Annotated in this window: 39 protein-coding genes and 3 pseudogenes; 4 read left to right on the top strand and 38 right to left on the bottom strand. The window is 35.0% G+C overall.

Features of this window, described 5'->3' with window-relative positions:
* Positions 1 to 157: 157 nt before the first annotated feature.
* From AC5LXV_RS06005 to AC5LXV_RS05935, 15 genes are all read right to left on the bottom strand, one after another.
* Positions 158 to 1,228, bottom strand: coding sequence for an RHS repeat-associated core domain-containing protein (locus AC5LXV_RS06005; RefSeq protein ID WP_493467656.1), 1,071 nt, complete (start codon positions 1,226 to 1,228; stop codon positions 158 to 160).
* Between the two features lie 57 nt (positions 1,229 to 1,285).
* On the bottom strand, positions 1,286 to 1,651 hold the full coding sequence (locus AC5LXV_RS06000; RefSeq protein WP_493467655.1) for a hypothetical protein: 366 nt from the start codon (positions 1,649 to 1,651) through the stop codon (positions 1,286 to 1,288).
* A gap of 138 nt (positions 1,652 to 1,789) precedes the next feature.
* Positions 1,790 to 2,305, bottom strand: coding sequence for a DUF2247 family protein (locus AC5LXV_RS05995; protein ID WP_493467654.1), 516 nt, complete (start codon positions 2,303 to 2,305; stop codon positions 1,790 to 1,792).
* A gap of 480 nt (positions 2,306 to 2,785) precedes the next feature.
* The gene (locus AC5LXV_RS05990) at positions 2,786 to 2,971 is read right to left on the bottom strand and encodes a hypothetical protein (protein ID WP_493467653.1); all 186 of its coding nucleotides are present in this window, start codon (positions 2,969 to 2,971) and stop codon (positions 2,786 to 2,788) included.
* Between the two features lie 308 nt (positions 2,972 to 3,279).
* A complete protein-coding gene (locus AC5LXV_RS05985; protein WP_493467652.1) occupies positions 3,280 to 3,456 on the bottom strand; it encodes a hypothetical protein in 177 nt (58 codons plus the stop codon).
* A gap of 80 nt (positions 3,457 to 3,536) precedes the next feature.
* Entirely contained in the window at positions 3,537 to 4,097 is a 561-nt protein-coding gene (locus AC5LXV_RS05980) for a hypothetical protein (protein ID WP_493467651.1), read from the bottom strand.
* Positions 4,098 to 4,277: 180 nt separating this feature from the next.
* Entirely contained in the window at positions 4,278 to 4,838 is a 561-nt protein-coding gene (locus AC5LXV_RS05975; protein WP_493467650.1) for a hypothetical protein, read from the bottom strand.
* 246 nt (positions 4,839 to 5,084) lie between these two features.
* Positions 5,085 to 5,645, bottom strand: coding sequence for a hypothetical protein (locus AC5LXV_RS05970; protein WP_493467649.1), 561 nt, complete (start codon positions 5,643 to 5,645; stop codon positions 5,085 to 5,087).
* Positions 5,646 to 5,895: 250 nt separating this feature from the next.
* Entirely contained in the window at positions 5,896 to 6,456 is a 561-nt protein-coding gene (locus tag AC5LXV_RS05965) for a hypothetical protein (protein WP_493467648.1), read from the bottom strand.
* A 246-nt stretch (positions 6,457 to 6,702) separates the two neighbouring features.
* Positions 6,703 to 7,263 (bottom strand): hypothetical protein, encoded by a 561-nt coding sequence (locus AC5LXV_RS05960; protein ID WP_493467647.1) that lies wholly within the window; start codon positions 7,261 to 7,263, stop codon positions 6,703 to 6,705.
* Between the two features lie 246 nt (positions 7,264 to 7,509).
* Positions 7,510 to 8,070, bottom strand: coding sequence for a hypothetical protein (locus tag AC5LXV_RS05955; protein WP_493467646.1), 561 nt, complete (start codon positions 8,068 to 8,070; stop codon positions 7,510 to 7,512).
* A 189-nt stretch (positions 8,071 to 8,259) separates the two neighbouring features.
* A complete protein-coding gene (locus AC5LXV_RS05950; protein WP_493467645.1) occupies positions 8,260 to 8,637 on the bottom strand; it encodes a UCP019853 family protein in 378 nt (125 codons plus the stop codon).
* A gap of 57 nt (positions 8,638 to 8,694) precedes the next feature.
* Entirely contained in the window at positions 8,695 to 8,916 is a 222-nt protein-coding gene (locus AC5LXV_RS05945) for a hypothetical protein (RefSeq protein ID WP_493467644.1), read from the bottom strand.
* 362 nt (positions 8,917 to 9,278) lie between these two features.
* Positions 9,279 to 9,668, bottom strand: a complete 390-nt coding sequence (locus AC5LXV_RS05940) for a contact-dependent growth inhibition system immunity protein (RefSeq protein ID WP_493467643.1) — start codon at positions 9,666 to 9,668, stop codon at positions 9,279 to 9,281.
* A complete protein-coding gene (locus AC5LXV_RS05935) occupies positions 9,665 to 9,940 on the bottom strand; it encodes a hypothetical protein (protein WP_493467642.1) in 276 nt (91 codons plus the stop codon). The genes AC5LXV_RS05940 and AC5LXV_RS05935 overlap by 4 nt, the downstream gene beginning before the upstream one ends.
* A 36-nt stretch (positions 9,941 to 9,976) precedes the next feature.
* Between AC5LXV_RS05935 and AC5LXV_RS05930 the strand changes: the two genes are divergently transcribed.
* Positions 9,977 to 10,045, top strand: a complete 69-nt coding sequence (locus AC5LXV_RS05930) for a hypothetical protein (RefSeq protein ID WP_375334981.1) — start codon at positions 9,977 to 9,979, stop codon at positions 10,043 to 10,045.
* Positions 10,046 to 10,183: 138 nt separating this feature from the next.
* Here the strand turns inward: AC5LXV_RS05930 and AC5LXV_RS05925 are convergent, their stop codons facing one another.
* The 8 genes and pseudogenes from AC5LXV_RS05925 to AC5LXV_RS05890 form a co-directional block, all read right to left on the bottom strand.
* On the bottom strand, positions 10,184 to 10,654 hold the full coding sequence (locus AC5LXV_RS05925) for a hypothetical protein (protein ID WP_493467641.1): 471 nt from the start codon (positions 10,652 to 10,654) through the stop codon (positions 10,184 to 10,186).
* Positions 10,655 to 11,104: 450 nt separating this feature from the next.
* Positions 11,105 to 11,587, bottom strand: a complete 483-nt coding sequence (locus AC5LXV_RS05920; protein ID WP_493467640.1) for a hypothetical protein — start codon at positions 11,585 to 11,587, stop codon at positions 11,105 to 11,107.
* Positions 11,588 to 11,865: 278 nt separating this feature from the next.
* On the bottom strand, positions 11,866 to 12,102 hold the full coding sequence (locus tag AC5LXV_RS05915; protein ID WP_493467639.1) for a hypothetical protein: 237 nt from the start codon (positions 12,100 to 12,102) through the stop codon (positions 11,866 to 11,868).
* A gap of 79 nt (positions 12,103 to 12,181) precedes the next feature.
* Positions 12,182 to 12,358 (bottom strand): annotated as a pseudogene (locus AC5LXV_RS05910) (TNT domain-containing protein); the annotation flags it as partial.
* Between the two features lie 548 nt (positions 12,359 to 12,906).
* A complete protein-coding gene (locus AC5LXV_RS05905; RefSeq protein WP_493467638.1) occupies positions 12,907 to 13,311 on the bottom strand; it encodes an Imm7 family immunity protein in 405 nt (134 codons plus the stop codon).
* A gap of 12 nt (positions 13,312 to 13,323) precedes the next feature.
* On the bottom strand, positions 13,324 to 14,019 hold the full coding sequence (locus tag AC5LXV_RS05900; protein WP_493467637.1) for a restriction endonuclease fold toxin: 696 nt from the start codon (positions 14,017 to 14,019) through the stop codon (positions 13,324 to 13,326).
* 329 nt (positions 14,020 to 14,348) lie between these two features.
* Entirely contained in the window at positions 14,349 to 14,831 is a 483-nt protein-coding gene (locus tag AC5LXV_RS05895; protein WP_493467636.1) for an immunity protein RhsI2 family protein, read from the bottom strand.
* Between the two features lie 12 nt (positions 14,832 to 14,843).
* A complete protein-coding gene (locus AC5LXV_RS05890) occupies positions 14,844 to 15,245 on the bottom strand; it encodes a hypothetical protein (RefSeq protein ID WP_493467635.1) in 402 nt (133 codons plus the stop codon).
* A gap of 313 nt (positions 15,246 to 15,558) precedes the next feature.
* Here AC5LXV_RS05890 and AC5LXV_RS05885 point away from each other — a divergent pair.
* Positions 15,559 to 15,669, top strand: a pseudogene (locus AC5LXV_RS05885) (SymE family type I addiction module toxin); the annotation flags it as partial.
* Positions 15,670 to 15,712: 43 nt separating this feature from the next.
* Here the strand turns inward: AC5LXV_RS05885 and AC5LXV_RS05880 are convergent.
* A complete protein-coding gene (locus tag AC5LXV_RS05880) occupies positions 15,713 to 16,102 on the bottom strand; it encodes a hypothetical protein (RefSeq protein ID WP_493467634.1) in 390 nt (129 codons plus the stop codon).
* A 729-nt stretch (positions 16,103 to 16,831) separates the two neighbouring features.
* Here AC5LXV_RS05880 and AC5LXV_RS05875 point away from each other — a divergent pair.
* Positions 16,832 to 17,913, top strand: a protein-coding gene (locus AC5LXV_RS05875) for an IS3 family transposase (RefSeq protein WP_493467633.1) whose coding sequence is annotated in 2 segments (ribosomal slippage) — positions 16,832 to 17,072 and positions 17,072 to 17,913 — 1,083 coding nt in all. Because the reading frame shifts where the segments join, the coding sequence is not laid out codon by codon here.
* A gap of 166 nt (positions 17,914 to 18,079) precedes the next feature.
* Here the strand turns inward: AC5LXV_RS05875 and AC5LXV_RS05870 are convergent.
* From AC5LXV_RS05870 to AC5LXV_RS05830, 9 genes and pseudogenes are all read right to left on the bottom strand, one after another.
* Positions 18,080 to 18,301 carry an Imm31 family immunity protein gene (locus tag AC5LXV_RS05870; protein WP_110433767.1) on the bottom strand — a complete coding sequence of 74 codons (222 nt, stop codon included), beginning with the start codon at positions 18,299 to 18,301 and terminating at the stop codon, positions 18,080 to 18,082.
* Between the two features lie 11 nt (positions 18,302 to 18,312).
* Complete coding sequence (locus tag AC5LXV_RS05865) at positions 18,313 to 18,960, bottom strand: polymorphic toxin type 17 domain-containing protein (protein WP_493467632.1); 648 nt, start codon at positions 18,958 to 18,960, stop codon at positions 18,313 to 18,315.
* 65 nt (positions 18,961 to 19,025) lie between these two features.
* A complete protein-coding gene (locus tag AC5LXV_RS05860) occupies positions 19,026 to 19,223 on the bottom strand; it encodes a hypothetical protein (protein ID WP_493467631.1) in 198 nt (65 codons plus the stop codon).
* 555 nt (positions 19,224 to 19,778) lie between these two features.
* Positions 19,779 to 20,384 carry a hypothetical protein gene (locus AC5LXV_RS05855; RefSeq protein WP_493467630.1) on the bottom strand — a complete coding sequence of 202 codons (606 nt, stop codon included), beginning with the start codon at positions 20,382 to 20,384 and terminating at the stop codon, positions 19,779 to 19,781.
* A 251-nt stretch (positions 20,385 to 20,635) separates the two neighbouring features.
* On the bottom strand, positions 20,636 to 20,995 hold the full coding sequence (locus AC5LXV_RS05850; protein WP_110433765.1) for a hypothetical protein: 360 nt from the start codon (positions 20,993 to 20,995) through the stop codon (positions 20,636 to 20,638).
* Positions 20,996 to 20,999: 4 nt separating this feature from the next.
* Positions 21,000 to 21,362 (bottom strand): annotated as a pseudogene (locus AC5LXV_RS05845) (hypothetical protein); the annotation flags it as partial.
* A gap of 624 nt (positions 21,363 to 21,986) precedes the next feature.
* Positions 21,987 to 22,328 (bottom strand): hypothetical protein, encoded by a 342-nt coding sequence (locus tag AC5LXV_RS05840; protein WP_493467629.1) that lies wholly within the window; start codon positions 22,326 to 22,328, stop codon positions 21,987 to 21,989.
* Between the two features lie 288 nt (positions 22,329 to 22,616).
* The gene (locus AC5LXV_RS05835; RefSeq protein WP_493467628.1) at positions 22,617 to 22,955 is read right to left on the bottom strand and encodes a hypothetical protein; all 339 of its coding nucleotides are present in this window, start codon (positions 22,953 to 22,955) and stop codon (positions 22,617 to 22,619) included.
* A 133-nt stretch (positions 22,956 to 23,088) separates the two neighbouring features.
* Positions 23,089 to 23,304 carry a hypothetical protein gene (locus AC5LXV_RS05830; RefSeq protein WP_110433761.1) on the bottom strand — a complete coding sequence of 72 codons (216 nt, stop codon included), beginning with the start codon at positions 23,302 to 23,304 and terminating at the stop codon, positions 23,089 to 23,091.
* Between AC5LXV_RS05830 and AC5LXV_RS05825 the strand changes: the two genes are divergently transcribed.
* On the top strand, positions 23,269 to 23,472 hold the full coding sequence (locus tag AC5LXV_RS05825) for a SymE family type I addiction module toxin (protein WP_493467627.1): 204 nt from the start codon (positions 23,269 to 23,271) through the stop codon (positions 23,470 to 23,472). The two genes, AC5LXV_RS05830 and AC5LXV_RS05825, sit on opposite strands and share 36 nt — an antisense overlap.
* 41 nt (positions 23,473 to 23,513) lie before the next feature.
* Here AC5LXV_RS05825 and AC5LXV_RS05820 read toward each other — a convergent pair whose 3' ends face one another.
* The 5 genes from AC5LXV_RS05820 to AC5LXV_RS05800 all read right to left on the bottom strand — a co-directional run bounded on the left by AC5LXV_RS05820 (position 23,514) and on the right by AC5LXV_RS05800 (position 25,233).
* Entirely contained in the window at positions 23,514 to 23,804 is a 291-nt protein-coding gene (locus tag AC5LXV_RS05820; protein ID WP_493467626.1) for a MafI2 family immunity protein, read from the bottom strand.
* 1 nt (position 23,805) lies between these two features.
* The gene (locus tag AC5LXV_RS05815) at positions 23,806 to 24,252 is read right to left on the bottom strand and encodes a polymorphic toxin type 50 domain-containing protein (protein ID WP_493467625.1); all 447 of its coding nucleotides are present in this window, start codon (positions 24,250 to 24,252) and stop codon (positions 23,806 to 23,808) included.
* A gap of 76 nt (positions 24,253 to 24,328) precedes the next feature.
* The gene (locus tag AC5LXV_RS05810) at positions 24,329 to 24,661 is read right to left on the bottom strand and encodes a hypothetical protein (protein ID WP_025331479.1); all 333 of its coding nucleotides are present in this window, start codon (positions 24,659 to 24,661) and stop codon (positions 24,329 to 24,331) included.
* Position 24,662: 1 nt separating this feature from the next.
* Positions 24,663 to 24,836: a hypothetical protein gene (locus AC5LXV_RS05805; RefSeq protein WP_493452437.1), complete on the bottom strand. Its 174-nt coding sequence runs from the start codon at positions 24,834 to 24,836 to the stop codon at positions 24,663 to 24,665.
* Positions 24,837 to 25,071: 235 nt separating this feature from the next.
* Complete coding sequence (locus AC5LXV_RS05800; protein WP_181415299.1) at positions 25,072 to 25,233, bottom strand: hypothetical protein; 162 nt, start codon at positions 25,231 to 25,233, stop codon at positions 25,072 to 25,074.
* Positions 25,234 to 25,414 lie beyond the last annotated feature (181 nt).

The raw sequence follows: 25,414 nt of genomic DNA, 5'->3' as shown, positions 1-25,414 counted from the left end.
ACGCCTGTCGTTTTTGAGTTTCCACGAACTACTTTACCTCCCATGAAAGGTTTACCATCAGCAACTCTCTTTTCCAGAAAATCCATAAGTTTTTCGTTTGCAATATATCCTGTATTAACTTCTACTTTCTGTGCTCCCTTTGCTTTTGCATGCTCAACTAATAGCTTACATCTGAATAATTAATTTCACTTGTAATTTTAATTTCTGTTTTAGCTGTACCATCAATAATATTATTTATATCAACTCCAAGTTTTTTTGCTGACTGAGTTTCCTTTAATACTAGATTAGCTTCACTCGTGCCCTTTCCAGCTTCCGTTCCCGGACAGACTTCATTTAACCCTAAAGGATCTATCCGAGAGATTGGATTAGCCACGTAACTATAGGCATTTTCACCCCCCGCTAAACCAATCGGGTCTTGACTAATGTAACGGGCACAGTGTGGGTCATAGTAACGGTATCGATTATAATGTAACCCCGATTCTTCGTCAAAATATTGCCCCGGTAGTCGCAGCGGTTGGGGTACCGTTTGATAATCAATCGCTAAGTTACCATAAGACTTATATACCGCACTCCATACAATCTCCCCCTGAGCCGTCACTAACTCTTGCGGTGTCCCCAGTTGGTCATTAAAGTAGTAGTAAATCTCACCCCCTCGTCCGCGACCATTAATTTGTGCCAACGGACTAAAGCCATGACCATCAGGTGTATACACATAACTTCGACATCGATAGTTGTTCGCCTTATCACGTTCATTATTGACCACAGACGGGGGGAAATTGGCATCATCAGCATGACATTCAGTAAGTAGTTTATCACCAAGCCAGAAGAATAGGGTTTTATCACCAGTTTGCATATCCGTTTTACTAATCCGCCGTCCAAGGGCATCATAAGTATAACGATAACTACTGACAACCGTTTCATGAAATTGCGGGTCATGTGCATCATGGTAATGACGGATTTTCTTAAACTCAATTAATCGATGCTGACCATCCCAAGTAAAGCAGTGCTCGGTATGTTGGCGTTTACCACGACGCTCACGAATCAGATTCCCAAATTCATCATACTGATAATGCCGGTCTGCCCATAACATTAAACGGTTAGCGTGAATCGCCTTGACCGCCGGTTGACCATCCACATGCTGCGCGTTATCCTCAGGAGTAGGGGCATCATCTTGGCGGGATGTTTTCGTATGTGACACTTCAAATTGTTTAAGACTATCAAGTGGCATATCATGACTAAAGAGATTATCCGCCCCATCAAAGCGGAACTGTTCATCATATCCCCGCTAACCATTCACATCATCATAACTAGGTTTATCCGATAGGGTCAATCCGGTATAAGGTTTATGACTTGCGGTTGCTATCCGACTCTTTAAGTCATACGTAAAGGTCTTAATCCCTTTATAATTATCTGTTATCTGGGTTAGCTCACCAACAACATTATAATCATAACGGCGTTCAATCGGTTTACTTAAGGTCTGATGAAGTTGTAGGGTTTGTTGACGTAATCGTCCGCGCTCGTCAAATTGATGACGACAGGTCAACTCACCAAAACGTCCCATATGGCGACGGATTTCTTGTCCGTGCTCCCATTGATGGCTAGAGCCTTCAATTTTACCAACGGTCAATCGGTAATGATTGATGCCCTGCAAGGCTGTTGGTTATTAAACTTGGAATACTGGCATAGATGTCAAAATAAGATCCTCTAAGTTTTTAGATAATGATCTTACTATTTGCTATGCAGATCTAAAAAATAAAACAAGACCCCCGCTAGTTAGGCGTGGTCTAAATTAAATCTCTAATTTATTTAATTCTTTTTTTATCCATAAATTATGATTTGATATGATTTTTAGATAGTTTTCATCAGAATAGTACTTATTCGGAGTCATGGTATTATTAACACCTTGAATTATATTTGGACTATTATTGGATTCACCCCACTCATTCCAAAAATTGTTTAGCTCCAATAACCCATACAAACTATCTTCTGGTAAATGATTCATAAATTCTTTTATGGCAAATACAACCCATTTTTTCTTTGAAAGAGTTAAATCAACACTATTCAAATCACAGAGGTTACTAATCATATCAATAACCTCACCGTTCATTTCTGTACAATAACACAATTCAGAAACGGATATAAAAGAAGCATCATTCAACTCTATAATAGCTAACTGTTCACATGCAAAATCACTAACGTTATTTGGTGATAATGTGCCTATAGGGAGGCCTTTACAGCCTAAATAGATCACTCCCCAATCAACTATTTTGAACTTTTCAAGTTCATTAAATATTTTATTTATCATGGCTTAGATGAGATTCCATTAATTGTTTCATTTGGTGGAAACATACGATGGCTTACACCTCCTAACTTAGGATCTACTATCCATTCAAATCTACCAGAAACACCATTCAGGCTTCCTTCTAATTGATGTAGTGTTGCCCTATTGTTGAAGTTTGTTTTTATATTGACTACTAACCCCTTGATACTCCAGCGTAATACGACCACATTTATCATATTGCCACACCAATGGCCATTGTCCATCTCCGATAAACGCCCGAAACCATCCATAAACTAACTTACCAGAAGTTAACTATGGCTAAGACGTATTCTATGCTAAAAACCACCATTACAAAACTAGAATGGTAAAACCTCGGTTAAAGCACAGCTTAACGGTCGTCTACACCCTCAATGGCGAGCAACCTAACCTAAGACCGCAACTGACCATTAAGACCACTGGTTGGAATACTTCTGCTTTACCACCGGTCAACCAGTCATCTAAAAGCTATCTAGTTAATCGAAGTACGTTAAATGCTCCACACTTATCACATAACATCTGGCGCTCAACTTCAGAAGGATTATTTTCATTTGGAATATTTCTTACTTTCAAATGAACTTTTTGACAAACAGGACAAAGTACTTTTACACTTGGGTCAGTAGCAATACTTTTTCCTGCACCAATCCATCTCATAACTCTTTTATTACTCATATTATTTACTTCCCCAAAACACTAAATACTTTTTATGCAAAATCGAACGCTGCTTTCGTCTCCTTTGTACCTAAAGAACTGGATACACCGCTTGCCAAAGATGATGTATTTAATCGGTATAATTCATGTAGTATTGTTTTTTGCAATTCAGCTTGAGACTTAAATGCGTCCTTACCAATAAGCCCTCTCATTTTCGCCATACATTGTCATTCCTGAGGTAGTAGATTAGGCTCGTATTGTATGGTACGACCATTAATAACCCCTGTAACAGGTTGACCTGACGCGTGAACTTACTGAATTTGAGACATTTCTTTTGGCTCTAAAATACCCCGAGCTCCATTAATAATCTTAGTCTCTGTTTGATCAAACCCTTTGTCTTCATCAAAATATTGTCTCGGTAGTCGCAGCGGTTGAGGTACCGTTTGATAATTATTTGCTTTGCGAAAACCATTTTTTATATTTTTCACTGGATAATCAATATAAAAAATCGTTACCCTTAGCATCGATAATATCATGGATACATGTTGGCGCTTTTGGGCGGTTTTATTTATGATATTGCTATTTCAGTCGAAAAATCAAACCCCAATAAGTTGGCGTCTTCAACGCGTTGTTTAAATTTATCTGTCACGAAGATAAAGCCGATATCTTCTTCAATCGAGAATAAATAGTCATCGGTAATATTTTCGGCAATTAAAAATAGTTTTCTGATTATTAAACCATTTGGCCATTCTTCATAAACTGATTTTTCCTTGTCAAAACAACCAGATAAAGGGTTGGTAGGATAATAACCAAAGAATTTTTTACATTTACTCGCCGTGATAACCGGTAACAACTGCCCGCGTGGCTCTAAAATATCTGCCAGTGCCGTTAATGCCGATTCACTAAACACTAAAAATGGACCCAAAAAACCGCTGAAATCAAACTGATAATTCTTCTTACCCGAATCACTTCGCACTAAATCAAGTCTAATGGGCTGATAGTCGTCACCAAATGGTTTCCAGTGTTGATCCATAGCCCTTCCCTGAATGCTTTGTTCACCCTTAGGATAATTTTGAATAAATATGCAAGTATTTTCTGATGTTGTTCTTAGTAAATATATTTTTTTCATAATAATCTTGTATACCCTGTTGAGTTTTGTTTTGATTGACGAAGACTATTTGTTCTTGTCTTCGGCGCTTTAATAACACCTATTTTTCTCGTTGAATAATTAGCGCCATTTTATATCATCAGGCGCTTAGTATTGATTATAATATCATGGGTAACTGTTGGCGCTTTTAGGCGGTTTTATTTATGATATTGCTATTTCAGTCGAAAAATCAAACCCCAATAAGTTGGCGTCTTCAACGCGTTGTTTAAATTTATCTGTTACAAACACACGGCTAATAGATTCTTCAATCGAGAATAAATAGTCATCGGTAATATTTTTGGCAATTAAAAATGTTTTCTCGATCTTTAAACCATTTGGCCATTCTTCATAGACTGATTTTTCCTTGTCAAAACAACCGGATAACGGGTTGGTAGGATAATAACCAAAGAACTGTTTACGTTTACTCTCCGTGATAACCGGTAATAGTTGCCCGCGTGGCTCTAAAATATCAGCCAGTGCCGTTAATGCCGATTCACTAAACACTAAAAATGGACCCAAAAAACCGCTAAAGTCAAACTGATAATTCTTTTTACCCAATTCATTTCGCCTTAATTCAAGTTTAATCGGCTGGTAATTGTCATCAAATGGTTTCCAGCGTTGACGCACCGCCCTTTGCATAATGCCTCTCTCTTCTTCAGGACAATCTTGAATAAAAAAGCAATTATCTCTTAATGCTGATTCCAATAAATATATTTTTTTCATAATAATCTTGTATACCCAGTTGAGTTTTGTTTTGCTTGACGAAGACTATTTGTTCTTGTCTTCGGTGCTTTAATAACACCTATTATTTTTATTGTTAGCTAAAAAACGCCATTACCGGTGCTGTTTATATCACTACCATACATTGATATTTCCCATTGATTAGCGCCATTTTATATCATCAGGCGCTTAGTATCGGTGTTGATTATAATATCATGGGTAACTGTTGGCGCTTTTAGGCGGTTTTATTTATGATGTTGGTATTTCAATAGAAAAATCAAACCCCAATAAGTTAGCGTCTTCAACGCGTTGTTTAAATTTATCTGTCACAAACACACGTCGCATATCTTCTTCAACCGAGAATAAATAGTCATCGGTAATATTTTGCGCAATCAAAAATGGTTTTCTGATCATTAAACCATTTGGCCATTCTTCATAGATTGATTTTTCCTTGTCAAAACAACCGGATAACGGATTGGTAGGATAATAACCATAGAATTTTTTACGTTTACTCTCCGTGATAACCGGTAACAACTGCCCGCGTGGCTCTAAAATATCTGCCAGTGCCGTTAATGCCGATTCACTAAATATAAAAAATGGATTTAAAAAATCGCTGAAATCAAACTGATAATTCTTCTTACCAAAATCATTTCGTATTAATTCAAGTTTAATCGGCTGGTAATTGTCACCAAATGGTTTCCAGCGCTGATCCATCGCCCTTCCCTTAATGCCTTCCTCTTCTTCAGGATAATCTTGAATAAATGCGCAATTATCTCTTAATGCTGATTCCAATAAATATATTTTTTTCATAATAATCTTATATACCCAGTTGAGTTTTAATTTGCTTGACGAAGACCATTTGTTCTCGTCTTTGGCATTTTAATAACACCTATTATTTTTATTGTTAGCTAAAAAACACCATTACCGGCGCTGTTTATATCACTACCATACATTGATATTTCCCATTGATTGATTAGCGCCGTTTTATATCATCAGGCGCTTAGTATCGGTGTTGATTATAGTATTATGGCTAGCTGTTGGCGCTTTTGAGTGGTTTTATTTATGATATTGCTATTTCAGTCGAAAAATCAAACCCCAATAAGTTGGCGTCTTCAACGCGTTGTTTAAATTTATCTGTCACAAACACACGTCGCATATCTTCTTCAACCGAGAATAAATAGTCATCGGTAATATTTTTGGCAATTAAAAATGTTTTCTCTATCATAAGAGCATTTGGGCATTCTTCATAGATTGATTTTTCCTTGTCAAAACAACCGGATAACGGGTTGGTAGGATAATAGCCATAGAATTTTTTACGTTTACTCTCCGTGATAACCGGTAATAGTTGCCCGCGCGGCTCTAAAATATCTGCCAGTGCCGTTAATGCCGATTCACTAAACACTAAAAATGGATTTAAAGCACTACTAAAATCAAACCGATAATTCTTCTTACCAAAATCATTTCGTACTAATTCAAGTTTAATGGGCTGATAGTCGTCACCAAATGGTTTCCAGCGTTGATCCATCGCCCTTCCCTTAATGCCTTCCTCTTCTTCTGGACAATCTTGAATAAAGAAGCAACTATCACTGAATGTTGTTTTCAATAAATATATTTTTTTCATAATAATCTTGTATACCCAGTGGAGTTTTAATTTGCTTGACGAAGACTATTTGTTCTCGTCTTTGGCGTTATAATAACACCTATTATTTTTATTGTTAGCTAAAAAACACCATTACCGGCGCTGTTTATATCACTACCATACATTGATATTTCCCATTGATTAGCGCCATTTTATATCATCAGGCGCTTAGTATCGGTGTTGATTATAGTATTATGGCTAGCTGTTGGCGCTTTTGAGTGGTTTTATTTATGATATTGCTATTTCAGTAGAAAAATCAAATCCCAATAAGTTGGCGTCTTCAACGCGTTGTTTAAATTTATCTGTCACGAAGATAAAGCCGATATCTTCTTCAATCGAGAATAAATAGTCATCGGTAATATTTTCGGCAATTAAAAATAGTTTTCTGATTATTAAACCATTTGGCCATTCTTCATAAACTGATTTTTCCTTGTCAAAACAACCGGATAAAGGGTTGGTAGGATAATAACCAAAGAATTTTTTACGTTTACTCGCCGTGATAACCGGTAATAGTTGCCCGCGTGGCTCTAAAATATCTGCCAGTGCCGTTAATGCCGATTCACTAAACACTAAAAATGGATTTAAAGCACTACTAAAATCAAACCGATAATTCTTCTTACCAAAATCATTTCGTACTAATTCAAGTTTAATGGGCTGATAGTCGTCACCAAATGGTTTCCAGCGTTGATCCATCGCCCTTCCCTTAATGCCTTCCTCTTCTTCTGGACAATCTTGAATAAAGAAGCAACTATCACTGAATGTTGTTTTCAATAAATATATTTTTTTCATAATAATCTTGTATACCCAGTGGAGTTTTAATTTGCTTGACGAAGACTATTTGTTCTCGTCTTTGGCGTTATAATAACACCTATTATTTTTATTGTTAGCTAAAAAACACCATTACCGGCGCTGTTTATATCACTACCATACATTGATATTTCCCATTGATTAGCGCCATTTTATATCATCAGGCGCTTAGTATCGGTGTTGATTATAGTATTATGGCTAGCTGTTGGCGCTTTGGGGTGGTTGTATTTATGATATTGCTATTTCAGTCGAAAAATCAAGACCCAATAAGTTAGCATCTTCAACGCGTTGTTTAAATTTATCTGTCACAAACACACGACTAATATCTTCTTCAACCGAGAATAAATACTCATCGGTAATATTTTGGGCAATTAAAAATGGTTTTCTGATCATTAAACCATTTGGGCATTCTTCATAAACTGATTTTTCCTTGTCAAAACAACCGGATAACGGGTTGGTAGGATAATAACCGAAGAACTGTTTACGTCTACTCTCCGTGATAACCGGTAATAACTGCCCGCGTGGCTCTAAAATATCTGCCAGTGCCGTTAATGCCGATTCACTAATCACTAAAAATGGACCCAAAAAACCGCTGAAATCAAACTGATAATTCTTCTTACCCAACTCATTTCGTCTTAATTCAAGTTTAATGGGCTGGTAGTCGTCACCAAATGGTTTCCAGCGTTGACGCACCGCCCTTCGCATAATGCCTACCTCTTCTTCAGGACAATCTTGAATAAAGAAGCAATTATCTCTTAATGCTGATTTCAATAAATATATTTTTTTCATAATAATCTTGTATACCCAGTTGAGTTTTAATTTGCTTGACGAAGACTATTTGTTCTTGTCTTTGGCGTTTTAATAACACCTATTTTCCCCTATCAATTGATTAAATCTACCTCGCTACTTCAAACAAGGACGTTTTTCCTCAACTGCGGTCACTTTATTGATTAGGCTGAGTTATCTTTTTTAGTTTTATTATTGTTCAATGATTGATACAGTTATTCTATCAGGCTTAATAGTAATAAAATCCTTCTCAAAATAAGAAAAATCATAGAATAATTCATCTTCAAAAATCAAATTTGATAATACTAATTTATCTTCAAATAAGTAGCCATTTATAATATGTTGAAATGTATTTCTTTCTCTTTTAATAAAAAAATGTTTATCTTTCGATGTTTCAATTTGCATATCATCGTTAAACCATAAACCCAGTTCTACTAAATAAATGTTTCCCACGCGAAGCGGTACGGGAGAATAGTCAATAAAACAACAAATGTTATATTCTCCAAAAGCGAAAATAACTTCTTCTTCAACATTTTCATCTATAGATATTAACTTTGCATAATATTTCATTTAATAATCAACCTAAATTATTTATATCCCTAAATACTACGAAAATTCATAAAACAATTAAATATTGACCTTTAGAGTTGCTAACTTTTCATATATTTCATAAATATCATGTTTTAATCTCAATACCTCATCTTTTTTAATACCATGAATTGTTCCAAATTCTTCAGCATCAACACAAACTCCAGCATATATTTCGCCAATAATTGAGCGAATGATGTAAAGCTCAGCCTTTGATAATACAATTGTTGATTGTTCATTACTTAATTCAATTAATTTCATTCTATATAATCTTTATTAATTCAAAGCATCTAAATATTGGCGTCCATCTGAAGGTTTAAAACGCCGTTCCGCCATTGTTTGCTTTTGGATCTCTTATGACAACTATTTTTGAAGATTGTTCCCAATATGCCAAGCTATTTGGCCAATATTCCCTCATCTGTTTGAGTATAGCGGTTTCCAATTATCTTATTCTCATCGGATAGCATATTAATTCTAGTTTTTGCAGAAACCGCCAATATTTTACCATTTTGTAAATTATTGAGCATGGTCAGCGTTCGACCACCAATCTCTCTGACTAGCCTTGTTTGGACAATAATGCTTTGCTCTTTGTCGCAGAACTGAGTTTAGGTTAGATATTCTTATTAAATTGATGAAAAACTATTTATTTTTTGAATATCAATTAATAACTCACTACTTAATAATGATTTATCTATTTTATTTATAATCATATTAATCTCATTAAAATTAAATGAACATTTTTCTATATCACCTTTAGTTAAAGTGGCTAATGATGAGATTAATTGACCATCATATGTGTCTCCGGCTAAAGGATCTGAAGAAAGAATATTTAAAGCATAGGGTAGAATTTCACAAATAAAAACTTGTTGTCTTATTAATCGTGCAATATCTCCAACTAATAGTTTAGATAATGGAACATCGATGATTTCATTAAACCATTCGTCAAGATAAGACATATTTTGTTTTTTATATTCAATATTTTTTTTATTTAATAACGATCTTAAAGTTATCATATTCCATGTCCTTTTATTGCGGATTCGATTCGTTCAATTGCCTCTAATGCTTTTTGTCTGGCAACTTGATCTGATGGATTATTTACATCTTCGGTTAACTCGCTGGCATCTTTACCACCATAAAGGGTGTTGATAATTACTTTACTCGCTAGCTCTCCGCTTACTGCACCAACAACTCCTGACAATGCTGAGTTGTCTTGCAGCTCATCCATTACCGCTCTAAGTATTGCATGGGCAATTAATCGGTTTCCCATTATACCGTTGGCTATCATCCTAACCTTGGTAAAGGTGTTACCGACACACCGCTTATCATTAAAGGCAATTGGCTGAATGAATTTGGATTCACAACAGGACAAACTGTCACTATTACCACTTAAAAAGAAAAGTTAATGATGCACATTCGATAGCACAGCTTTCCATATGGACATTTTAAATTTTTCAATTCAAGTTGATAAAACTGCTTTATATTTTATGCCAAGCTAAATTATCAAGTTCTGAAAAAATTAATTATAATTTTATTCACAGATGATTTCATAAAGTGTATTAGGTGGATTCTGATATTTTGCAAAATCAGCATGAATAACGTCTCGCATTTCAGCGAACTTTATTTTTTTTATGGTTTCTATTTGATTACACTGAGTCATTGAGACAACCATTTTTGACGTATTTGTAATGTTGATCATGTCAATTAATGTATTAATAAGAATATCTAAACGCTCTTTAGGATTTGTAGGGAAATCAATATCAGTATCTAGAGCAAACTCACTATAATCTATTAGATATTCGGCATTAATAGAATTTGGACCATCGGCAATATCAAATATAAACGATTCATTATTTGGTATTAAGTTCGGTGGATAATTGAAGAGTTCTCTTTTATTAATGTCTCGAATATTAAGGCTGCTAGATTTTATGTAATTATTAAATGTACTTTTATAATCTAATTTAGTATTAAGTAATATATAACCATAAACGTCGTTTGACAAAATAACTCCTATTTTTTATCTTCAATCCAAGACCTTATTGGCTTACCATCTTTATCAATTTCTCTATAATAGTCTTTATTTTTATATATGTTACCATTGTAATTTATTGATATTAGGATATGAATAAAGTGGTCATAGTTTTCGGCAATTATGTGTAAAAGAGTTAATTATGACTAAGGCACATTCTAAGCTAAAAACCACCATTACTAAAACCAGAACGGTACTCCCCTGCCAATGCGCTGCTTAACGGTCGGTTACAGCCCTAACGGCGGGTCCTCCAAGACCGCAATTGACCATTAAAGACTGCTAGCTGGAAGCGTTCGGCTTTATCATCGATCAGCCAGTCATCATTAATGCGCAACAGGGAGGATTATTAGTATTGAGGAGCTGAGATAGGAGTTAAAAGCTAAAATAAAATCCCCACCGATTAGGTGGGGATCGTAAATCTAATTAGATAGGTACAGCTTCCTTGGTTCTTAACCATGAGCCTTTTAGTTCATTACATAAATGAGCATCAATAATTTTTTCTATCTCCTGCAAATACTGAATTTTTTCGGGAGCTTCCTTTATTACAAGAGGAACTAATTGATACCAAGCATGTAGTATCCAATCAGGGTTTGTTTCAGCTACTTTTTTAATGTGCTGAAGTAATTTTTTATAACCTAATCCAGATACCGTCGCTTTAATCCAAGGCTTAGCCCCAGAGACATTTTTTTTTTCTAATCCCATGTCTAAAAACTTTATCAACACACTACGATCCCTAATAACGCGCGGGATCAATCTTAGTGAGGATTCTCTAACTACATCAGAATTATGTTTTAACAAAATTTCCATCAAAGCTGAACTTTCATGCTCGGGTAGTTTTCTTAAATAATGAGCCAACTCATTTTCAGCTCTTCCATCAGGAAGCTTATTTATAATATTATTTAGCATTAGGATGCTCCTTAAATTTATCCAATGGTAACCCAGATTGATGAGCATTTTCAGTTTTAGCTTTATAATGATCAGAAGAATTATCAAACTCTTTTAATACACCTCTGGTTCCATCACTCTAGCCAAATCTAATTGAATCTGCATAGTCAACTTGTTGTGCGCCTCTTGATATATCAAAATGGCCTGCACGTTCTTTTGAAGATGTTCTGGAGACATATGTTTTTCCATTTGTTGATAAATGATTAGTTCAGTTCTGCGATAAAAATCGCAAAATTGAACTAATCTTTCCAACCATAGTCATCTTTCATTATTTTATAAAATGCATCACATACATCACTTTCAGAATCATATTCTCCAATATAATTTTTACTGCTCCTTTCAACATAAATTAATTTCCATTTATTGTTTTCGGGTACGATACATAAGCTCATTCCATTTCTAAATCCATTTAAGCTATAAGATATTGATGGTACTTTTTTTTCAATTAAGATTTTTTCTAATGTTTTCAAATCCATTGTTTTATTACCTCTTTTATATAACCATTATCTACATACCATTTTATAGCTTTTGATAACTTACATTGCCTTCCCTGACCTAACTGAACCACGATAAAGCTTTACTTTGTGATATATCTTCTAGTGGTTTTATTATTTCATAGACTTCAAAAGGTTTCTCTAATGAAGATGAAGGTATTGCTCGATATTCAAAAGTTGTACCTTCTGAGGATGTATAGTAACCCGTATCATATCCATATCTATCAATCGTTACTTCTGGTTTAAGTGTGTCTTTTTCAACTGGTCCATAAGCTCAACTATTTGGCGGTCATATACCTAAAACTTCTTGAACTTTACCCTCTAATTTATTGTATTCCCCAAAAGAGCTAGTATCATTCCCTTTTTGATTTTCTGTTATATTTTCGACTACATTCTCTTTGGTTGGATCTGTATTTGCACCACCTTATTAAAGATTGGCTTAAGTTTGCTATGGGCATTTTCGGTATCATGACTGAGTTCATTAATATCTTGTGTTTGCTTATCTGGGTCTCGAATGATTAACTTACCGTCACTGATTGCCGCATGGGTAATATTCGAGGCTTCATCGTTGTGGTCATAAATGATTGGTTACAGACCCAACGTCTAGCAATTCAACCTTAAACCGCAGCTGACAATTAAAAGTCGCTCGCTGGAAACCTTTGGCTTTACTAATTGTTAGACAGTAATCATTAATGTCCAACAAGGATTGTTGATTATCGGTAATTGAGGGGCTGAGCTAAGAGGTAAAATAAAATCCCCCACAGGTTAAGTGGGGGGGGATTAATTCTATTCCTCATCATCCTCAATCACTGGTATACAAGGCGATAAGAACGGATCTTTTTCTTTTTTAATTTCACCTCTAGCTAAGACAAAAACCTCAAATTCATTAAAAGCATCTTCCGACTCGTCATTTCTAATATATAGTAGTCCATAAGAACCAACTGCTATCTTAGCTACATACTCATAGAGCTTAAAAATATAAATTAATTCCTGAGAAAAATGATTTCTGCATCCACTAACTAATAACTGAGTTACGCCATTTACCTGATGTAATTTTAAAATCCCTAATGAATCATTTATTTTATATTCATTAATAAATACATGTAATTTTTCGAGTACTAAAGAGAGTGCTTTATCATCACTTTCATATGTGGAATCACTTATAGATATCCAACCGTAATATTCAACCATTTAATTACCTTATTATTTTGGGTTAAGAGGTTTAGTATCGATAACAACTTTTACTCCGTAACGGTTACTATATTTATTAAGTTTATTAATTACCGATTCAGACGGTTGCCCCTCAAAGTGATAATATACTGATCTATTTGAATCTTTCGCAGCTTCAAAGGTAGCTTTCATTTGGTCTCTAACACTCTTATTTACTTGCTGTAAAGCTGGCTTGATTTGAGCAATGTATATATCACTCATGCTATCAAATTCCCTACCATCATTTGCAAACCTAACTCCTGACTCACCACCTATCCTTTGAGCAAATGCATCTGCTGCATCAGGTTTATTTACTTTAACTAGCCCACCAGAATATTTGTTATTAGATTGAGTAGCAGCTCCAGTCCCCTTTCCAGCATTCTCTAAGCCATTCTCATTTACTACATGCTCATCAAAATTACTGTTTTTATTGGCCTGTTGATTTGCTACCTGATTATTATTTATATTATCCTTTGTTTCTTTATAATCACCAAATCCTTGCTCAACATTATTTTTACCATACTGATTTTCAAAATATTCTTTGTCTAATTTGTTAACATCAGATAATGCCTCATCCAATTTACCTGCTTTATTAGCATCTGAAATAACTTTATCTGATTTATTGATAAGTTTTTCTGTCTTACCTACATTTCCCAATCCTTTAGACGGTGTAATTATACCAATTAACAATGCCGCTGAATTCTCTAGGCTATCTGATCACCATCAGCAGCTTTAACAAAATTATCTTTAATTGCATCCCATGCTTGGCCGTTAATGATCGATTATGCAGCGTTCGCTACGGTTTGATTTGCTTTTCTCAGTTGGTTATAGCCTCAACGGCGGGCAACCCAACTCAAGACCACAGTTCATCGTTAAAGGACGCTGGTTTGAGTAGCTTGGCTTTTATGTCGGGCAGGCTGTCGTGGTGAAAATTGAGCGCAACAAGTTAATTATTTAACTTGCGATGCAGCTCTAAAAAGCAATAAAAGATCCCCGTTGGTTAAAGCGGGGATTAATGCTTATTCAACAGGTGCTAATGAAACTGCCATTTCTAGCACTATATCTAAATAGATCTTTTCTCCATTAGCCCCACTTCTTTTCAACTCATCACGAGCATAAATAATATTAACATTGGATCCGACTCTAAAAAGCTTTTTATCATCTTCTTTTATATAATTATAAATACCTTCTTCACATACTGATCCATCATCTAATAATAAACTGAAGCTGTTATCTATCAATGATGGATCTTGTCCGGCGACATAGGTTCTAGTTATAATTCCTGAAATAAATAGTAAAGGCATTTTATTTTGCTCAATACTATTCCACCATTCTTGGGAGCCAAAAAGACCATTAGTACCTTTAAGACCCATATTAGGTCTTGAATGATCCAGTGTGAGAGCTTGAGTTAAAGTGATCTTTTCTGGATTAGCTTGTAACTCTTCAGAAAGAAGATATACCAATTTCATAGGCACTTTTGTATTTTCTAACTTTAATAGCATAATTCTTTACTTTCATTGCACTTTTTCAAAATGGACAATATTATTATTAAAAATTTCCATTCCTTTACCTTGCCCAAGTTGGGTCGTCATTTGCCCACCTTCAACTTTAAAACGGGTATTGGTATCCATCCATTTTCCTGTTTGAGTTGACATACTCGGCAGTTGTTTTGCTGCCTTATTATTATTTATATTATCCTTTGTTTCTTTATAATTTCCACCACCTTGGTGAACGTTTTCTTTTCCATATACTGATTCAAAATAATCTTTATCTAATTTTCCGGTTATATTACTAGTTTTACTTTCATTAGCCGTTAATAATTTGCTTACTTTTAATGCTCTATTTATTATAGATAAAGTAAAATTCCCTTCAAAACCATTAATAATTATCATTATTCCAATGGTTTTACCGGCCATTACTTTAGCTTCTTCATCACTGTAACCAAAACTGTTAAAACTTACTACATATCCATTATAAATAGCACAGAATTAATTTGCTGCTGATGATTTTTTGTCTAGTCTGGTCTGCTCATCCTCTTTATTAAAGACAGGTTTTAGTTTGCTATGGGAATTTTCGGTATCATGACTGAGTTCATTAATATCTTGTGTTTGCTTATCTGGGTCACGAATGATTAGCTCGCCGTCACAAATTGCCGCATGGGTAATAATTGAGGGGGCGTAAATGGTAGATCATAGCCTCAACGGCGGGTAACCCAACCCCAAACCGCAACTCACCATAAAGGGGCACTGGCTGAAGCAACTTGGGTTTTATCCCGGATTACCTGTCACCATTAAGATTGAGCAGAATAAGTTAATTATTGAACTTGCTATGCGGCTCTAAAAGATTATTAAGTCAGATCCCCACTGGGTGGAGATCTGACTATCTACCACCATTTAGGATAATTAGTAAATTCATTTCTGATTAATGAATAAACATCATCAGTAATCTTACTACTATAGGTAGCCGTCATAACGTTTCCTTCTGGATCTTGTTTCTTAACTGACCATGCAAACTCTATAAACTCATGTTTCTTTATTATTTTTATAATAAAAACATCATTCATATCATGTAACATTGCGCTTTCTCTCTTATTAAGTCCTTTAGAGAAAAGATCCCAAACATTACAATCAATCCAAATTTCACCACTGTATGCTAAATGATGAGTAAACTGTTTCATATTAATATCAATTTTAAATTTAATTGATGGTAAATAATTATCTATCTCTATCTCATCAAAAAATATTTTGATAGGATCATTTAAATTAATACTCATTAACACCCCTTTTATTTAACTGGTCGAGTGTGAATTACAGCAGGAAGATCACCTAGTTTTTTAGGTGGTGCTAACTTTAATTCCCAACCATCAATTGTGATTAATTTATTATATTCAACGCCACTTTTTGTAGCTATATTGAGAGCATCCTGTAAACTATTAAATTGTTTCTCACAGCCTTTGGTGTATAGTTTTTAGCCGTGAACTGAGCATATTCTGCGATATGTTCTGTTCCCTTTCCATGAACCCACATTTTTTGCCCATTACCCATTTTACCATCTTGGGAGTCTTTACCGGCATCTTTATTAATAGCCGCACTGGCATCACCAACACTACCACCGCCGGCAGCTACTGCCAGACCGGATGCTAGTTAAGATAGTGCGCTGAGGATTTGTTTTCATCTTCGGTTAAATCTTTGACTTCTTTGCCATACAGTTGTTTGCGGATGATATCTGCTGCAACTTCACCTATCACAGCACCGGCTCCACCCGATAGCACTGAGGTATCTTGCAGATCAGCGACTACCGCACCAAGTATTGCATGGGCAATTAAGTTGCTGGCAATATCATCGGTTTCCCATTTACCATCTTTATCTAGGTGTCCAGTGTGCAGTTTTATCTGCTCAGCTAGCCATGGCGCACTGGCTAGAGCAGATTTGTAACTATCCCCTAAAATAGTACAGCAAAAAAGTAGAAAATTCTCTATGATAAAAGTAAAGGGGATTTAATTATGAAAAAAATGACTGAACATCAAATAGTAGCTATTTTAAAAGAAGCTGAAGCGGGTATTCCTGTCAAAGAGCTCTGTCGTAAATATGGCATGGGTAATTCAACTTTCTATAAATGGCGGGAAAAATATGGCGGAATGGAAACTTCGGATATCAAACGCTTAAAGGAGCTTGAGGCTGAAAACCGTAAGCTTAAGCAGATGTTTGCCGAACTGAGCTTAAAATCCCAGCTTCAGGAAGAAATTATAAAAAAGCTTTAGTGCCCACAAAAGCACGTAAAACGTGGGCACAGCAACTACAACAAAATCATTCTATTACTATTGCTATGAGTTGTGCCATTGTTGGCTTAAGCCGTTGTGCTTACTATTATCAACCTAAGTTACTGGATGATTCGGTGATTGTTTCGGTGTTGAATGCTATCACAGACCGGCATTTACGCTGGGGCTTTCCTAAATGCTTTAATCGTATCAGAAAGCTCGGCTATAAATGGAATCATAAACGAGTATATCGGGTGTATTGTGAATTAAAGCTTAATCTCAGGGTAAAGCGTAAAAAACGCATTCCTCCACGAACCCCAGAAAGGCTATCAGCACCCAATAAACAAGGTGAATGTTGGTCAATGGATTTTATGAGTGACAGTAGTTGTAATCAACGTCACTTTAGGACATTCAATGTCATCGATGACTTTAATCGTGAGGCGCTAGGCATTGATATTGCTGTAAGCTTACCAGCAGGGAGAGTTACCCGTTACTTAGATAAATTGGCTGAATATCATGGGTATCCATTAAAAATACGAGTCGATAATGGGCCAGAATTTACAGGAAAAACCTTTATAAACTGGGCTAAATCCCATGATATAGCCATTGATTATATCCAGCCCGGTAGTCCTTATCAAAATGGCTATATTGAACGATTTAATCGTACCTATCGTACTGAAGTACTCGATTTATATCTTTTTAACAACTTAGCACAAGCAAGGAGAATAACCGAAGAATGGTTAACGATTTATAATACCGAAAGACCGCATGAGGCATTAAATAACATGACACCGATTGAGTATAAAACACTAAAACAAGCAGCATGATTTTCTACTTGAATCTTGTACTAGGTTTGGGGTATTTACAGATTAGCTTTTATTCCGGCCTGTCCGTGATTATTAAAGTTGAGCAGAATAAGTTAATTATTGAACTTGCGATACAGAACTAAAAAGTAAAAAGATCCCCCGCGGTTGGCGGGGATAGTGTGCTAACTCAGTAAAAATCTTCTCGTTTGAATTTTTTACCTGTAGGAATAAGATCTTCTTTATCAAAACAATCTATTGTATCTTTATCATGCAATAACACTGCATACCCATACAAAATATCATCTTCCTCACTAACCCCCATAACTACACCTTTCCTCCCAGAATATTGTTTATGCTTGGTAGTAGGAAGAACTTCAACTTCTGAATAAAAATCAATTTTATCTTTCATCGTAATCTCAACTATTTATGCGTTATTTTTCCATCTAAAGATACGTTTAAATGTGAACCATCACGACTTGCCCAACCAAGCTGCGTTCTGCCTTTAGATGAAAACTGAACATCCCATTCAAAAGCCTGACCAACTGTACGAGAAGGCCCCTTTACCCATTCGTTTCCGAATTTATCAAGATACCGATTATTAGGGCCTCTAGGTAATGGATTTGTGGGTGAACATGTCTCTGCTAGTATAAATCTTATCTTCCCTTCTGTTAGTAATTGAACATAGTTTACTTTCCCTTTAATTGACCAAGGTTGAGCAGTGCCCGTAATACCAGTCGGATTAAATGGAGGTTCATCTACATAATTGAGAACCTTATTTCTTGCTTGTGTTGTCCCTACCGTCCCTTTTCCAGCTTCCGTTCCCAGACAAACTTCATTCAACCCTAAAGGATCTATCCGAGAGATTGGATTAGCCACGTAACTATAGGCATTTTCACCCTCCGATAAACCAATCGGGTCTTCACTAATGTAACGTGCACAGTGTGGGTCATAGTAACGGTGGCGATTATAATGTAATCCCGATTCTTCATCAAAATATTGTCTCGGCAGTCGCAACGGTTGGGGTACCGTTTGATAGTCAATCGCTAAGTTACTATAAGACTTATACACCGCACTCCATACAATCTCCCTCTGAGCCGTCAATAACTCCTGCAGTATCCCCTGTCGTAGTAAATCTAACCACCCCGTCGCCGACCATTAATTTGTGCCAATGGACTAAAGCCATGACCATCAGGTGCATACACATAACTTCGACACCAGTAGTTGTTCGCCTTATCACGTTCATTATTGACCACAGACGGGGAAATTGGCATCATCAGCATGACATTCAGTAAGTAGTTTATCATCAAGCCGAAAGAATAGGGTTTTATCACCGGTTTGCATATCCGTTTTACTAATCCGCCGTCCAAGGGCATCATAAGTATAACAATAACTACTGACAACCGTTTCATGGAATTGCGGGTCATGCGCATCATGGTAATGACGGATTTTCTTAAACTCGATTAATCGATGCTGACCATCCCAAGTAAAGCTGTGCTCGGTATGCTGGCGTTTACTACGACACTCACGAATCAGATTACCAAATTCATCATACTGATAATGCCGTCAGCCAGTCATCATCGATGCGCAACAAGGGTTGTTGGTTATCAGGATTGAGGATCTGAGCTAGGAGTTAAAAGCTAAAACAAAATCCCCGTGGGTTAAGGCGGTGATTAAGGAAAAAATATGAGTAAAAAATTAGATATTCGCCGCTTTATTAATAGCAAATTAATCGAGATAGCTCTAGAAGACCATGGGTAGCATGATTATTGGTAAACATATAAGTTATATTATTCTCTATCATTCTTAACTCAATACCCATAAGTTACATTACCATCGAGGTTAGAGATATCACGCTTCGACTGTTTGATTAGGCTTAGAGTATATCTTTATTTCTTATACATTCTCGGAAAGTATTCGTTTATTTTATCATTATCAAGTAATCTATCATTGGTAAAATCAACCGTGTCAGAAACAGCTATTCCATGGTGGATTTCTTCTGGAAAATCCTCAATCGAGGCATATATGGTTGGCATTAAATATCTAAAATAATCGCCCATCTTAGTTTCCCCTTCGTAGCCAACGGGATAATCTTCGCCTTCATAACTACCTTCAATACCTTGATATATAAAAAAACCTTTATTGGCTGACAAGTTGTAATCTGAAAAAACATTCAATCTATCAAATTTATCTTTTAAATATCTTTCAACTTCACTTCTTGAATTTACAAAATGAAAGAAATAATGAGAATATGAATCTAATATTACTGAACCATGTTTATCATTAGATATTTTTTTATATTTTTTTGATTCTTCCCACATATATTCATTAAGATTGTTCAATAATTGCTCTGCATCATTTGCAAGTAACAGTGCTTTGGGTAAATCACCAAATCCATTATTAATCATAACTGCAATCTTGCCGTTTTTATCCATTCCAAACCAAGTAAAAATTGTCCCAAAACCAGATTCCCAATTTATATTTAATATACTCATATTTATTTATCCTTCGTCCACGTTATCTGGCAATTTTCACATCGAGAAATGAGAGCATTATCAGGGATATGATTTTTACCCCAAACTTCTCAAGGTTTTACTGCATTTGTAAATTTATATTTTTAGGATTAGAACCCATTCGAATTAATTTATCAGCAGCAGACACCTCTGCACAAGCACCTGCTTTATTTTTACAAAAACTAGTAAATTCTCCTATTTTAAAACCTAATTGAGATTCAATGTATTCTATCTCAACTCTGTTGATAGCGTTCGTCTTGAACAATATAAGGTTCGGCAATTTCGTTCCAAACAACCTGTGCCATTTTTTGCCACTCTGTTGGATTTTCCTGTTTTGCTATGTAGTCCCTAATTAATCTTACTGACTGGTTGAATTGTTCTTTATTCAATTCAACAAATGAATAAAATTTTAAATATTCACCTTCTTCTGATTTTATGATTTCATGTAATTGAGGATAATCAGGTAAAAATACGGCATCAAGTAAATCACCAAATGCATCCCAATAACTGCTATTGACAAACCCTCCTGTTCTCTCAAAATTGGATTCCCTTTGTTCTTTATCATTCCAACCAATAAATAAACTTGCACCCATGTTATTACCTCACAATGATAATTTTGTTTTGCTGTGATATAGGTAGTGTTTTTATATAGTCTATAAAAATCTTTTGATTGGTTGGCGTTAATACTCTGAAATCAACAGGAACAAAATCTGCTTTTTTCAAATGATCTTGAATCACGTCTTTACCTCTACCTTGGTTCATATTTTTCTCATTAAATTTATTTAATCCATCAATCTCTTTTTGCGACAACTTATCAGTCGTATACATGGCATCTACAGTTTTACCTTTATTTGGAACTGCGGTAATTATAAAGTCTGGAGACGTACCCGAAGTTGCACCTTTAGGTGGTGTATAACGCTCCATCTGGCCTAATGCAGACTCAAGTTGAGCTGCTAATGCCGCTTCGGCAGGTTTTAATTAAGTCTTTACCGGCATCTTTATGAATAGTCCGTTCGAGCTCTTTTACCTGCTCTCCTAACTCTTTTAAGCTAGTGACAATGTTTAATCTGGTCTGCTCATCCTCTTTATTAAAGATTGGTTTGAGTTTGTTATGGGCATTTTCGGTATCATGACTGAGTTCATTAATATCTTGTGTTTGCTTATCTTGGTCTCGAATGATTAACTCACCGTCACTGATTGCCGCATGGGTAATATTCGAGGCTTCATCGTTATGGTCATAAATGGGGGATTGACCACTGGTTGGTTAAAAACTGTCATTACTAGTAACAGCTCTAATTGGTGATTATATTTTTTAAATAATGGTTATTTTGAGTTGGTTTATTGAAATGTATTTGTAAAGATAAATGGAAAGATGCCAATTTGATAGCGCATCTTTCCATATGAACATTTTAAATTTTTCAATTTAAGTTGATAAAACTGCTTTATATTTTATAACAAGCTAAATTATCAAGTTCATAAAAACTTAACTATAATTTTATTCACAGATGATTTCATAAAGTGTATCTGGTGGATTTTGATATTTTGCAAAATCAGCATGAATAACGTCTCGCATTTCAGCGAACTTTATTTTTTTATGGTATCGATTTGATTACACTCATTCATTGAAACCACCATTTTTGAAGCATGGGTAATTTTAATCATGTCAATCAATGTATTAATAAGTATATCTAAACGCTCTTTAGGATTTGTAGGGAAACCAATATCAGCATCAGGATAGCTAGGAACATCGCCAATTATAAAAGAAAATACATTTCCACTTGGAATTAAATAGTCAGGATAATTATATAGTTCATTTTTAGGAATTCTCTCTATTCCCAATTGGCTATTTTCAATATAGTTCATTAAATTTTCTAAATCAATCTGACTTAATATTGGTTCTATATAACCATCAACAAAACTAGACATATTAATTCTCCTCTTCAATATTATTTATCAAAAATCCAATCTCTTATAGGCTTACCACCTTTATCAAAATGATTCTATAATCTTTATTTTAAATATGTTACTTTTTTCGTAATAATAAATAATACTTCTAGAATCCTCTGCTTTTAGCCAATAGGGCTTTTATGCAGGTCAGGTTGTATTGGTTAAAGTTGAACAAGACCAAATGATTATCAGGCTTGCTATACAGATCTAGAAAATAATAAAAGGATCCTAGTTCTTAAGTTAGGATCCTAAATTTTTAAGCTATATCTATTCATTAATTGCTTCTATTAAATAATGATCTTTAGCGACAATTTTGAATATTACATTATTATTCCAAACACCACTAAAACTGTAACAATTAAAATTTTTAGGATCTTCATCTGAAAAATAGTCTAGAGTCATGGTTTTAAACTCATCATCTTTAGAAATCGTTAAATGCGATAATTCCTCACCCTCAACACTAAATGATTGAATAGCAAGTACCTCATAAAACAACAATGACCACTTTTGTTCTTTCCAATCCTGAAAAATTACATTTAAACCTTGTAAATCAGAAGTGAACCTTAATATTTTTCCATCTGATATTTGTAATTCATTAAGCTGCATAACTATTTTCCTGGATGTCTCTCATTTGGTAAAAATCCTGTCCCATGTCCTAGCTTATAATCTTCAGGTTTTATTTTCTGAATTGCATTTTGTCTTTTAGCTTGATTCCAAGTTAAATTATCAGGTTTTACCTCTATATGGTAATAATGGTATTTGCTGCCTGATTATTATTTATATTATCCTTTGTTTCTTTATAATCACCAAATCCTTTAGACGCTGTAATTATACCAATTAACAATGCCGCTGAATTCTCAAGGGCTATCTGATCACCATTAGCAGCTTTAACAAAATTATCTTTAATTGCATCCCATGCTTGGCCGTTAATGATCGCATTTATGGCGTTTGCCACGGATTGATTTGCTTTTCTCTGTTGGTTATAGCCTCAACGGCGCGCAAGCCAACACAACTCACCATTAAAGGCCGCTGGCTGGAAGCCTTCGGCTTTACTACCCGTCAGCCAGTCATCATCGATGCGCAGCAAGGGTTATTGATTATCAGGATTGAGGAGCTGAGCTAAGAGGTAAAATAAAATCCCCGCGGTTAGGTGGGGATTTTTGCTTACTGATAAAGTGAAAATACTATTTTAGGTAATCGAGGAATAAGATTAATATCATCACAATTGACAAGAAATTCTACATTTGTTGATAATATTTCTGAGTAATCGCCTTCTATTTCCCCTGCGAATGAGTACATAAGATCTTTTTCTTCTTCATCGACTTCACTTGAAATAATAACCAGCACTTGTAGCACCCCAGCACGATCGACGTCTATAGATATCATTCTAAATTTAGGCGATATATTAAATAACATAGCTCTTTGTGCAGATAGTAATAACTGTATATCATTCATTTTATTGCTCTCCTTTATTTGGATTCACGGGTACAATCTTCGGCGATCGGCTTGATTGAATCATAAATATGTTTGTTGGTTTATTAACATCAGGGAGACCATTAGGGTTTCCAGTATTAATATATCTTCCTGTAATTCCTTTTACCTCAATAACAACCGTACTTTGTTTAGCATTTTCGCTTATAAGTCTATAATTCCCTGAGTTATAGGCATCCAATACTTTTTGAGCATCATCAAGGGAGTTTAAATAGCTTTTATTTGCTGGAGCTGTACCTTGAATATGTCTCATTTGTTTCTGTTGGCTGACATTAGGACTATATACAACAGTTCCTGTCTGAGTTGAAACACAACCAGTCCCCTTTCCAGCATTCCCCAAGCCTTTCTCATTTACTACATGCTCATCAAAATTACTTTTTTTATTCGCTTGTTGAATGCTGTTAGTTATCAAACTTGAGATAAAAGTATAGACATCAAAGTAAGATCCTAACTGGATTCAGATGAGGACTTTACTATTACCTCTAAATTTAAAAATAAAAAAATAGACCTGTTTTATATTTTATTGCATTATCAACTTGAGTTAATAATTGAATCAACGCTTCGCTATTATTTGATACTATTGAATTTTGAATAATACTTTTAGCCTTAATAAGCTTATCAAGATCGATTATCTTTTCATCTTCATAATCATCAATATTTATATCTAATTCATTATTAAGTTGATTAATAACATTACTCTCTAAGAGATTTTTATAATTATCTTCATCAAGAATTAATTCAATCAAATCACCATCCACACAATTATCTAAATCTAGGCGTTCCATTGCACTTTTATTTACTGGAACGGATATATTTTTCATACTATTTATTCCTTTTTATATTAAAATGAGTTGCCTCATTATATTCACCTTGACTTCGGCCAGCTTCTTTTCCATTCTCTAATAATTTGTTGTTAGGAATATTACCATTCAAATCCAAATAAGCTCTTTTTCCCGAAATATTAGGATTATAAATTCGGAAGTAGTTTCCAGACAAATCCTCAACCACCTGTATACCTGTTGTTGGATTAGTATAAATTCTTTTTCCTTTTTCAGTTGTAGTTATTATTGGATTTGAGCCTGCAAACTCATTAATAGCCTTATCAAGACTTGCTGTAGCCCAATTACTTGAATATTGTTCTGCTCTAGCCGCACCGCCAGTTAGTTTTTCAGTATTTGTAACACCAGTCCCCTTTCCGGCGACTAATTTGCTGAAAAAAAGTTAAGCTGACCTATACGGCGGTGCGCTGGTTACTTTTTTGACGGTTGATGAATAGTGATAGATCGATCTTGTGGTGAGTCGTATAACTATTAGTATCCATACGTGTTATGTTGTCCCCCACCATAGCTAACTCACCGCCCGCATGAATTATACCACTATAGGGACTGGACATATCGCCTTTCGCCTGTATGAGTTCGTTTAGGGGATTTAATACAGAGTAAATTATCCACTTATTCAATACGGGATTTTTCATTAAGAAAATAATATTTATTAAAAAGATGGCTAACATTATTAATAACATATTATTTCCTTATATTTTCAGCGGTAATCTTAAGTAAGCTAAACTCCCAGTT

The sequence above is a fragment of the Gilliamella sp. LMG 34359 genome (assembly GCF_984569085.1).
Note: the sequence above shows the minus strand (reverse complement) of the source record. Positions and strands in the feature narration are given on the sequence as shown.

Excerpts from the sequence above, each read along its gene's own strand:
- AC5LXV_RS06005 (WP_493467656.1), bottom strand. The coding sequence starts at position 1,228 with ATGCCACTTGATAGTCTTAAACAATTTGAAGTGTCACATACGAAAACA.
- AC5LXV_RS05995 (WP_493467654.1), bottom strand. The coding sequence starts at position 2,305 with ATGATAAATAAAATATTTAATGAACTTGAAAAGTTCAAAATAGTTGAT.
- AC5LXV_RS05990 (WP_493467653.1), bottom strand. The coding sequence starts at position 2,971 with ATGAGATGGATTGGTGCAGGAAAAAGTATTGCTACTGACCCAAGTGTA.
- AC5LXV_RS05980 (WP_493467651.1), bottom strand. The coding sequence starts at position 4,097 with ATGAAAAAAATATATTTACTAAGAACAACATCAGAAAATACTTGCATA.
- AC5LXV_RS05975 (WP_493467650.1), bottom strand. The coding sequence starts at position 4,838 with ATGAAAAAAATATATTTATTGGAATCAGCATTAAGAGATAATTGCTTT.
- AC5LXV_RS05970 (WP_493467649.1), bottom strand. The coding sequence starts at position 5,645 with ATGAAAAAAATATATTTATTGGAATCAGCATTAAGAGATAATTGCGCA.
- AC5LXV_RS05965 (WP_493467648.1), bottom strand. The coding sequence starts at position 6,456 with ATGAAAAAAATATATTTATTGAAAACAACATTCAGTGATAGTTGCTTC.
- AC5LXV_RS05960 (WP_493467647.1), bottom strand. The coding sequence starts at position 7,263 with ATGAAAAAAATATATTTATTGAAAACAACATTCAGTGATAGTTGCTTC.
- AC5LXV_RS05955 (WP_493467646.1), bottom strand. The coding sequence starts at position 8,070 with ATGAAAAAAATATATTTATTGAAATCAGCATTAAGAGATAATTGCTTC.
- AC5LXV_RS05950 (WP_493467645.1), bottom strand. The coding sequence starts at position 8,637 with ATGAAATATTATGCAAAGTTAATATCTATAGATGAAAATGTTGAAGAA.
- AC5LXV_RS05945 (WP_493467644.1), bottom strand. The coding sequence starts at position 8,916 with ATGAAATTAATTGAATTAAGTAATGAACAATCAACAATTGTATTATCA.
- AC5LXV_RS05940 (WP_493467643.1), bottom strand. The coding sequence starts at position 9,668 with ATGATAACTTTAAGATCGTTATTAAATAAAAAAAATATTGAATATAAA.
- AC5LXV_RS05935 (WP_493467642.1), bottom strand. The coding sequence starts at position 9,940 with ATGATAGCCAACGGTATAATGGGAAACCGATTAATTGCCCATGCAATA.
- AC5LXV_RS05920 (WP_493467640.1), bottom strand. The coding sequence starts at position 11,587 with ATGCTAAATAATATTATAAATAAGCTTCCTGATGGAAGAGCTGAAAAT.
- AC5LXV_RS05915 (WP_493467639.1), bottom strand. The coding sequence starts at position 12,102 with ATGGATTTGAAAACATTAGAAAAAATCTTAATTGAAAAAAAAGTACCA.
- AC5LXV_RS05905 (WP_493467638.1), bottom strand. The coding sequence starts at position 13,311 with ATGGTTGAATATTACGGTTGGATATCTATAAGTGATTCCACATATGAA.
- AC5LXV_RS05895 (WP_493467636.1), bottom strand. The coding sequence starts at position 14,831 with ATGCTATTAAAGTTAGAAAATACAAAAGTGCCTATGAAATTGGTATAT.
- AC5LXV_RS05890 (WP_493467635.1), bottom strand. The coding sequence starts at position 15,245 with ATGGCCGGTAAAACCATTGGAATAATGATAATTATTAATGGTTTTGAA.
- AC5LXV_RS05880 (WP_493467634.1), bottom strand. The coding sequence starts at position 16,102 with ATGAGTATTAATTTAAATGATCCTATCAAAATATTTTTTGATGAGATA.
- AC5LXV_RS05870 (WP_110433767.1), bottom strand. The coding sequence starts at position 18,301 with ATGAAAGATAAAATTGATTTTTATTCAGAAGTTGAAGTTCTTCCTACT.
- AC5LXV_RS05855 (WP_493467630.1), bottom strand. The coding sequence starts at position 20,384 with ATGAGTATATTAAATATAAATTGGGAATCTGGTTTTGGGACAATTTTT.
- AC5LXV_RS05850 (WP_110433765.1), bottom strand. The coding sequence starts at position 20,995 with ATGGGTGCAAGTTTATTTATTGGTTGGAATGATAAAGAACAAAGGGAA.
- AC5LXV_RS05840 (WP_493467629.1), bottom strand. The coding sequence starts at position 22,328 with ATGTCTAGTTTTGTTGATGGTTATATAGAACCAATATTAAGTCAGATT.
- AC5LXV_RS05835 (WP_493467628.1), bottom strand. The coding sequence starts at position 22,955 with ATGCAGCTTAATGAATTACAAATATCAGATGGAAAAATATTAAGGTTC.
- AC5LXV_RS05820 (WP_493467626.1), bottom strand. The coding sequence starts at position 23,804 with ATGAATGATATACAGTTATTACTATCTGCACAAAGAGCTATGTTATTT.
- AC5LXV_RS05810 (WP_025331479.1), bottom strand. The coding sequence starts at position 24,661 with ATGAAAAATATATCCGTTCCAGTAAATAAAAGTGCAATGGAACGCCTA.
- AC5LXV_RS05800 (WP_181415299.1), bottom strand. The coding sequence starts at position 25,233 with ATGTCCAGTCCCTATAGTGGTATAATTCATGCGGGCGGTGAGTTAGCT.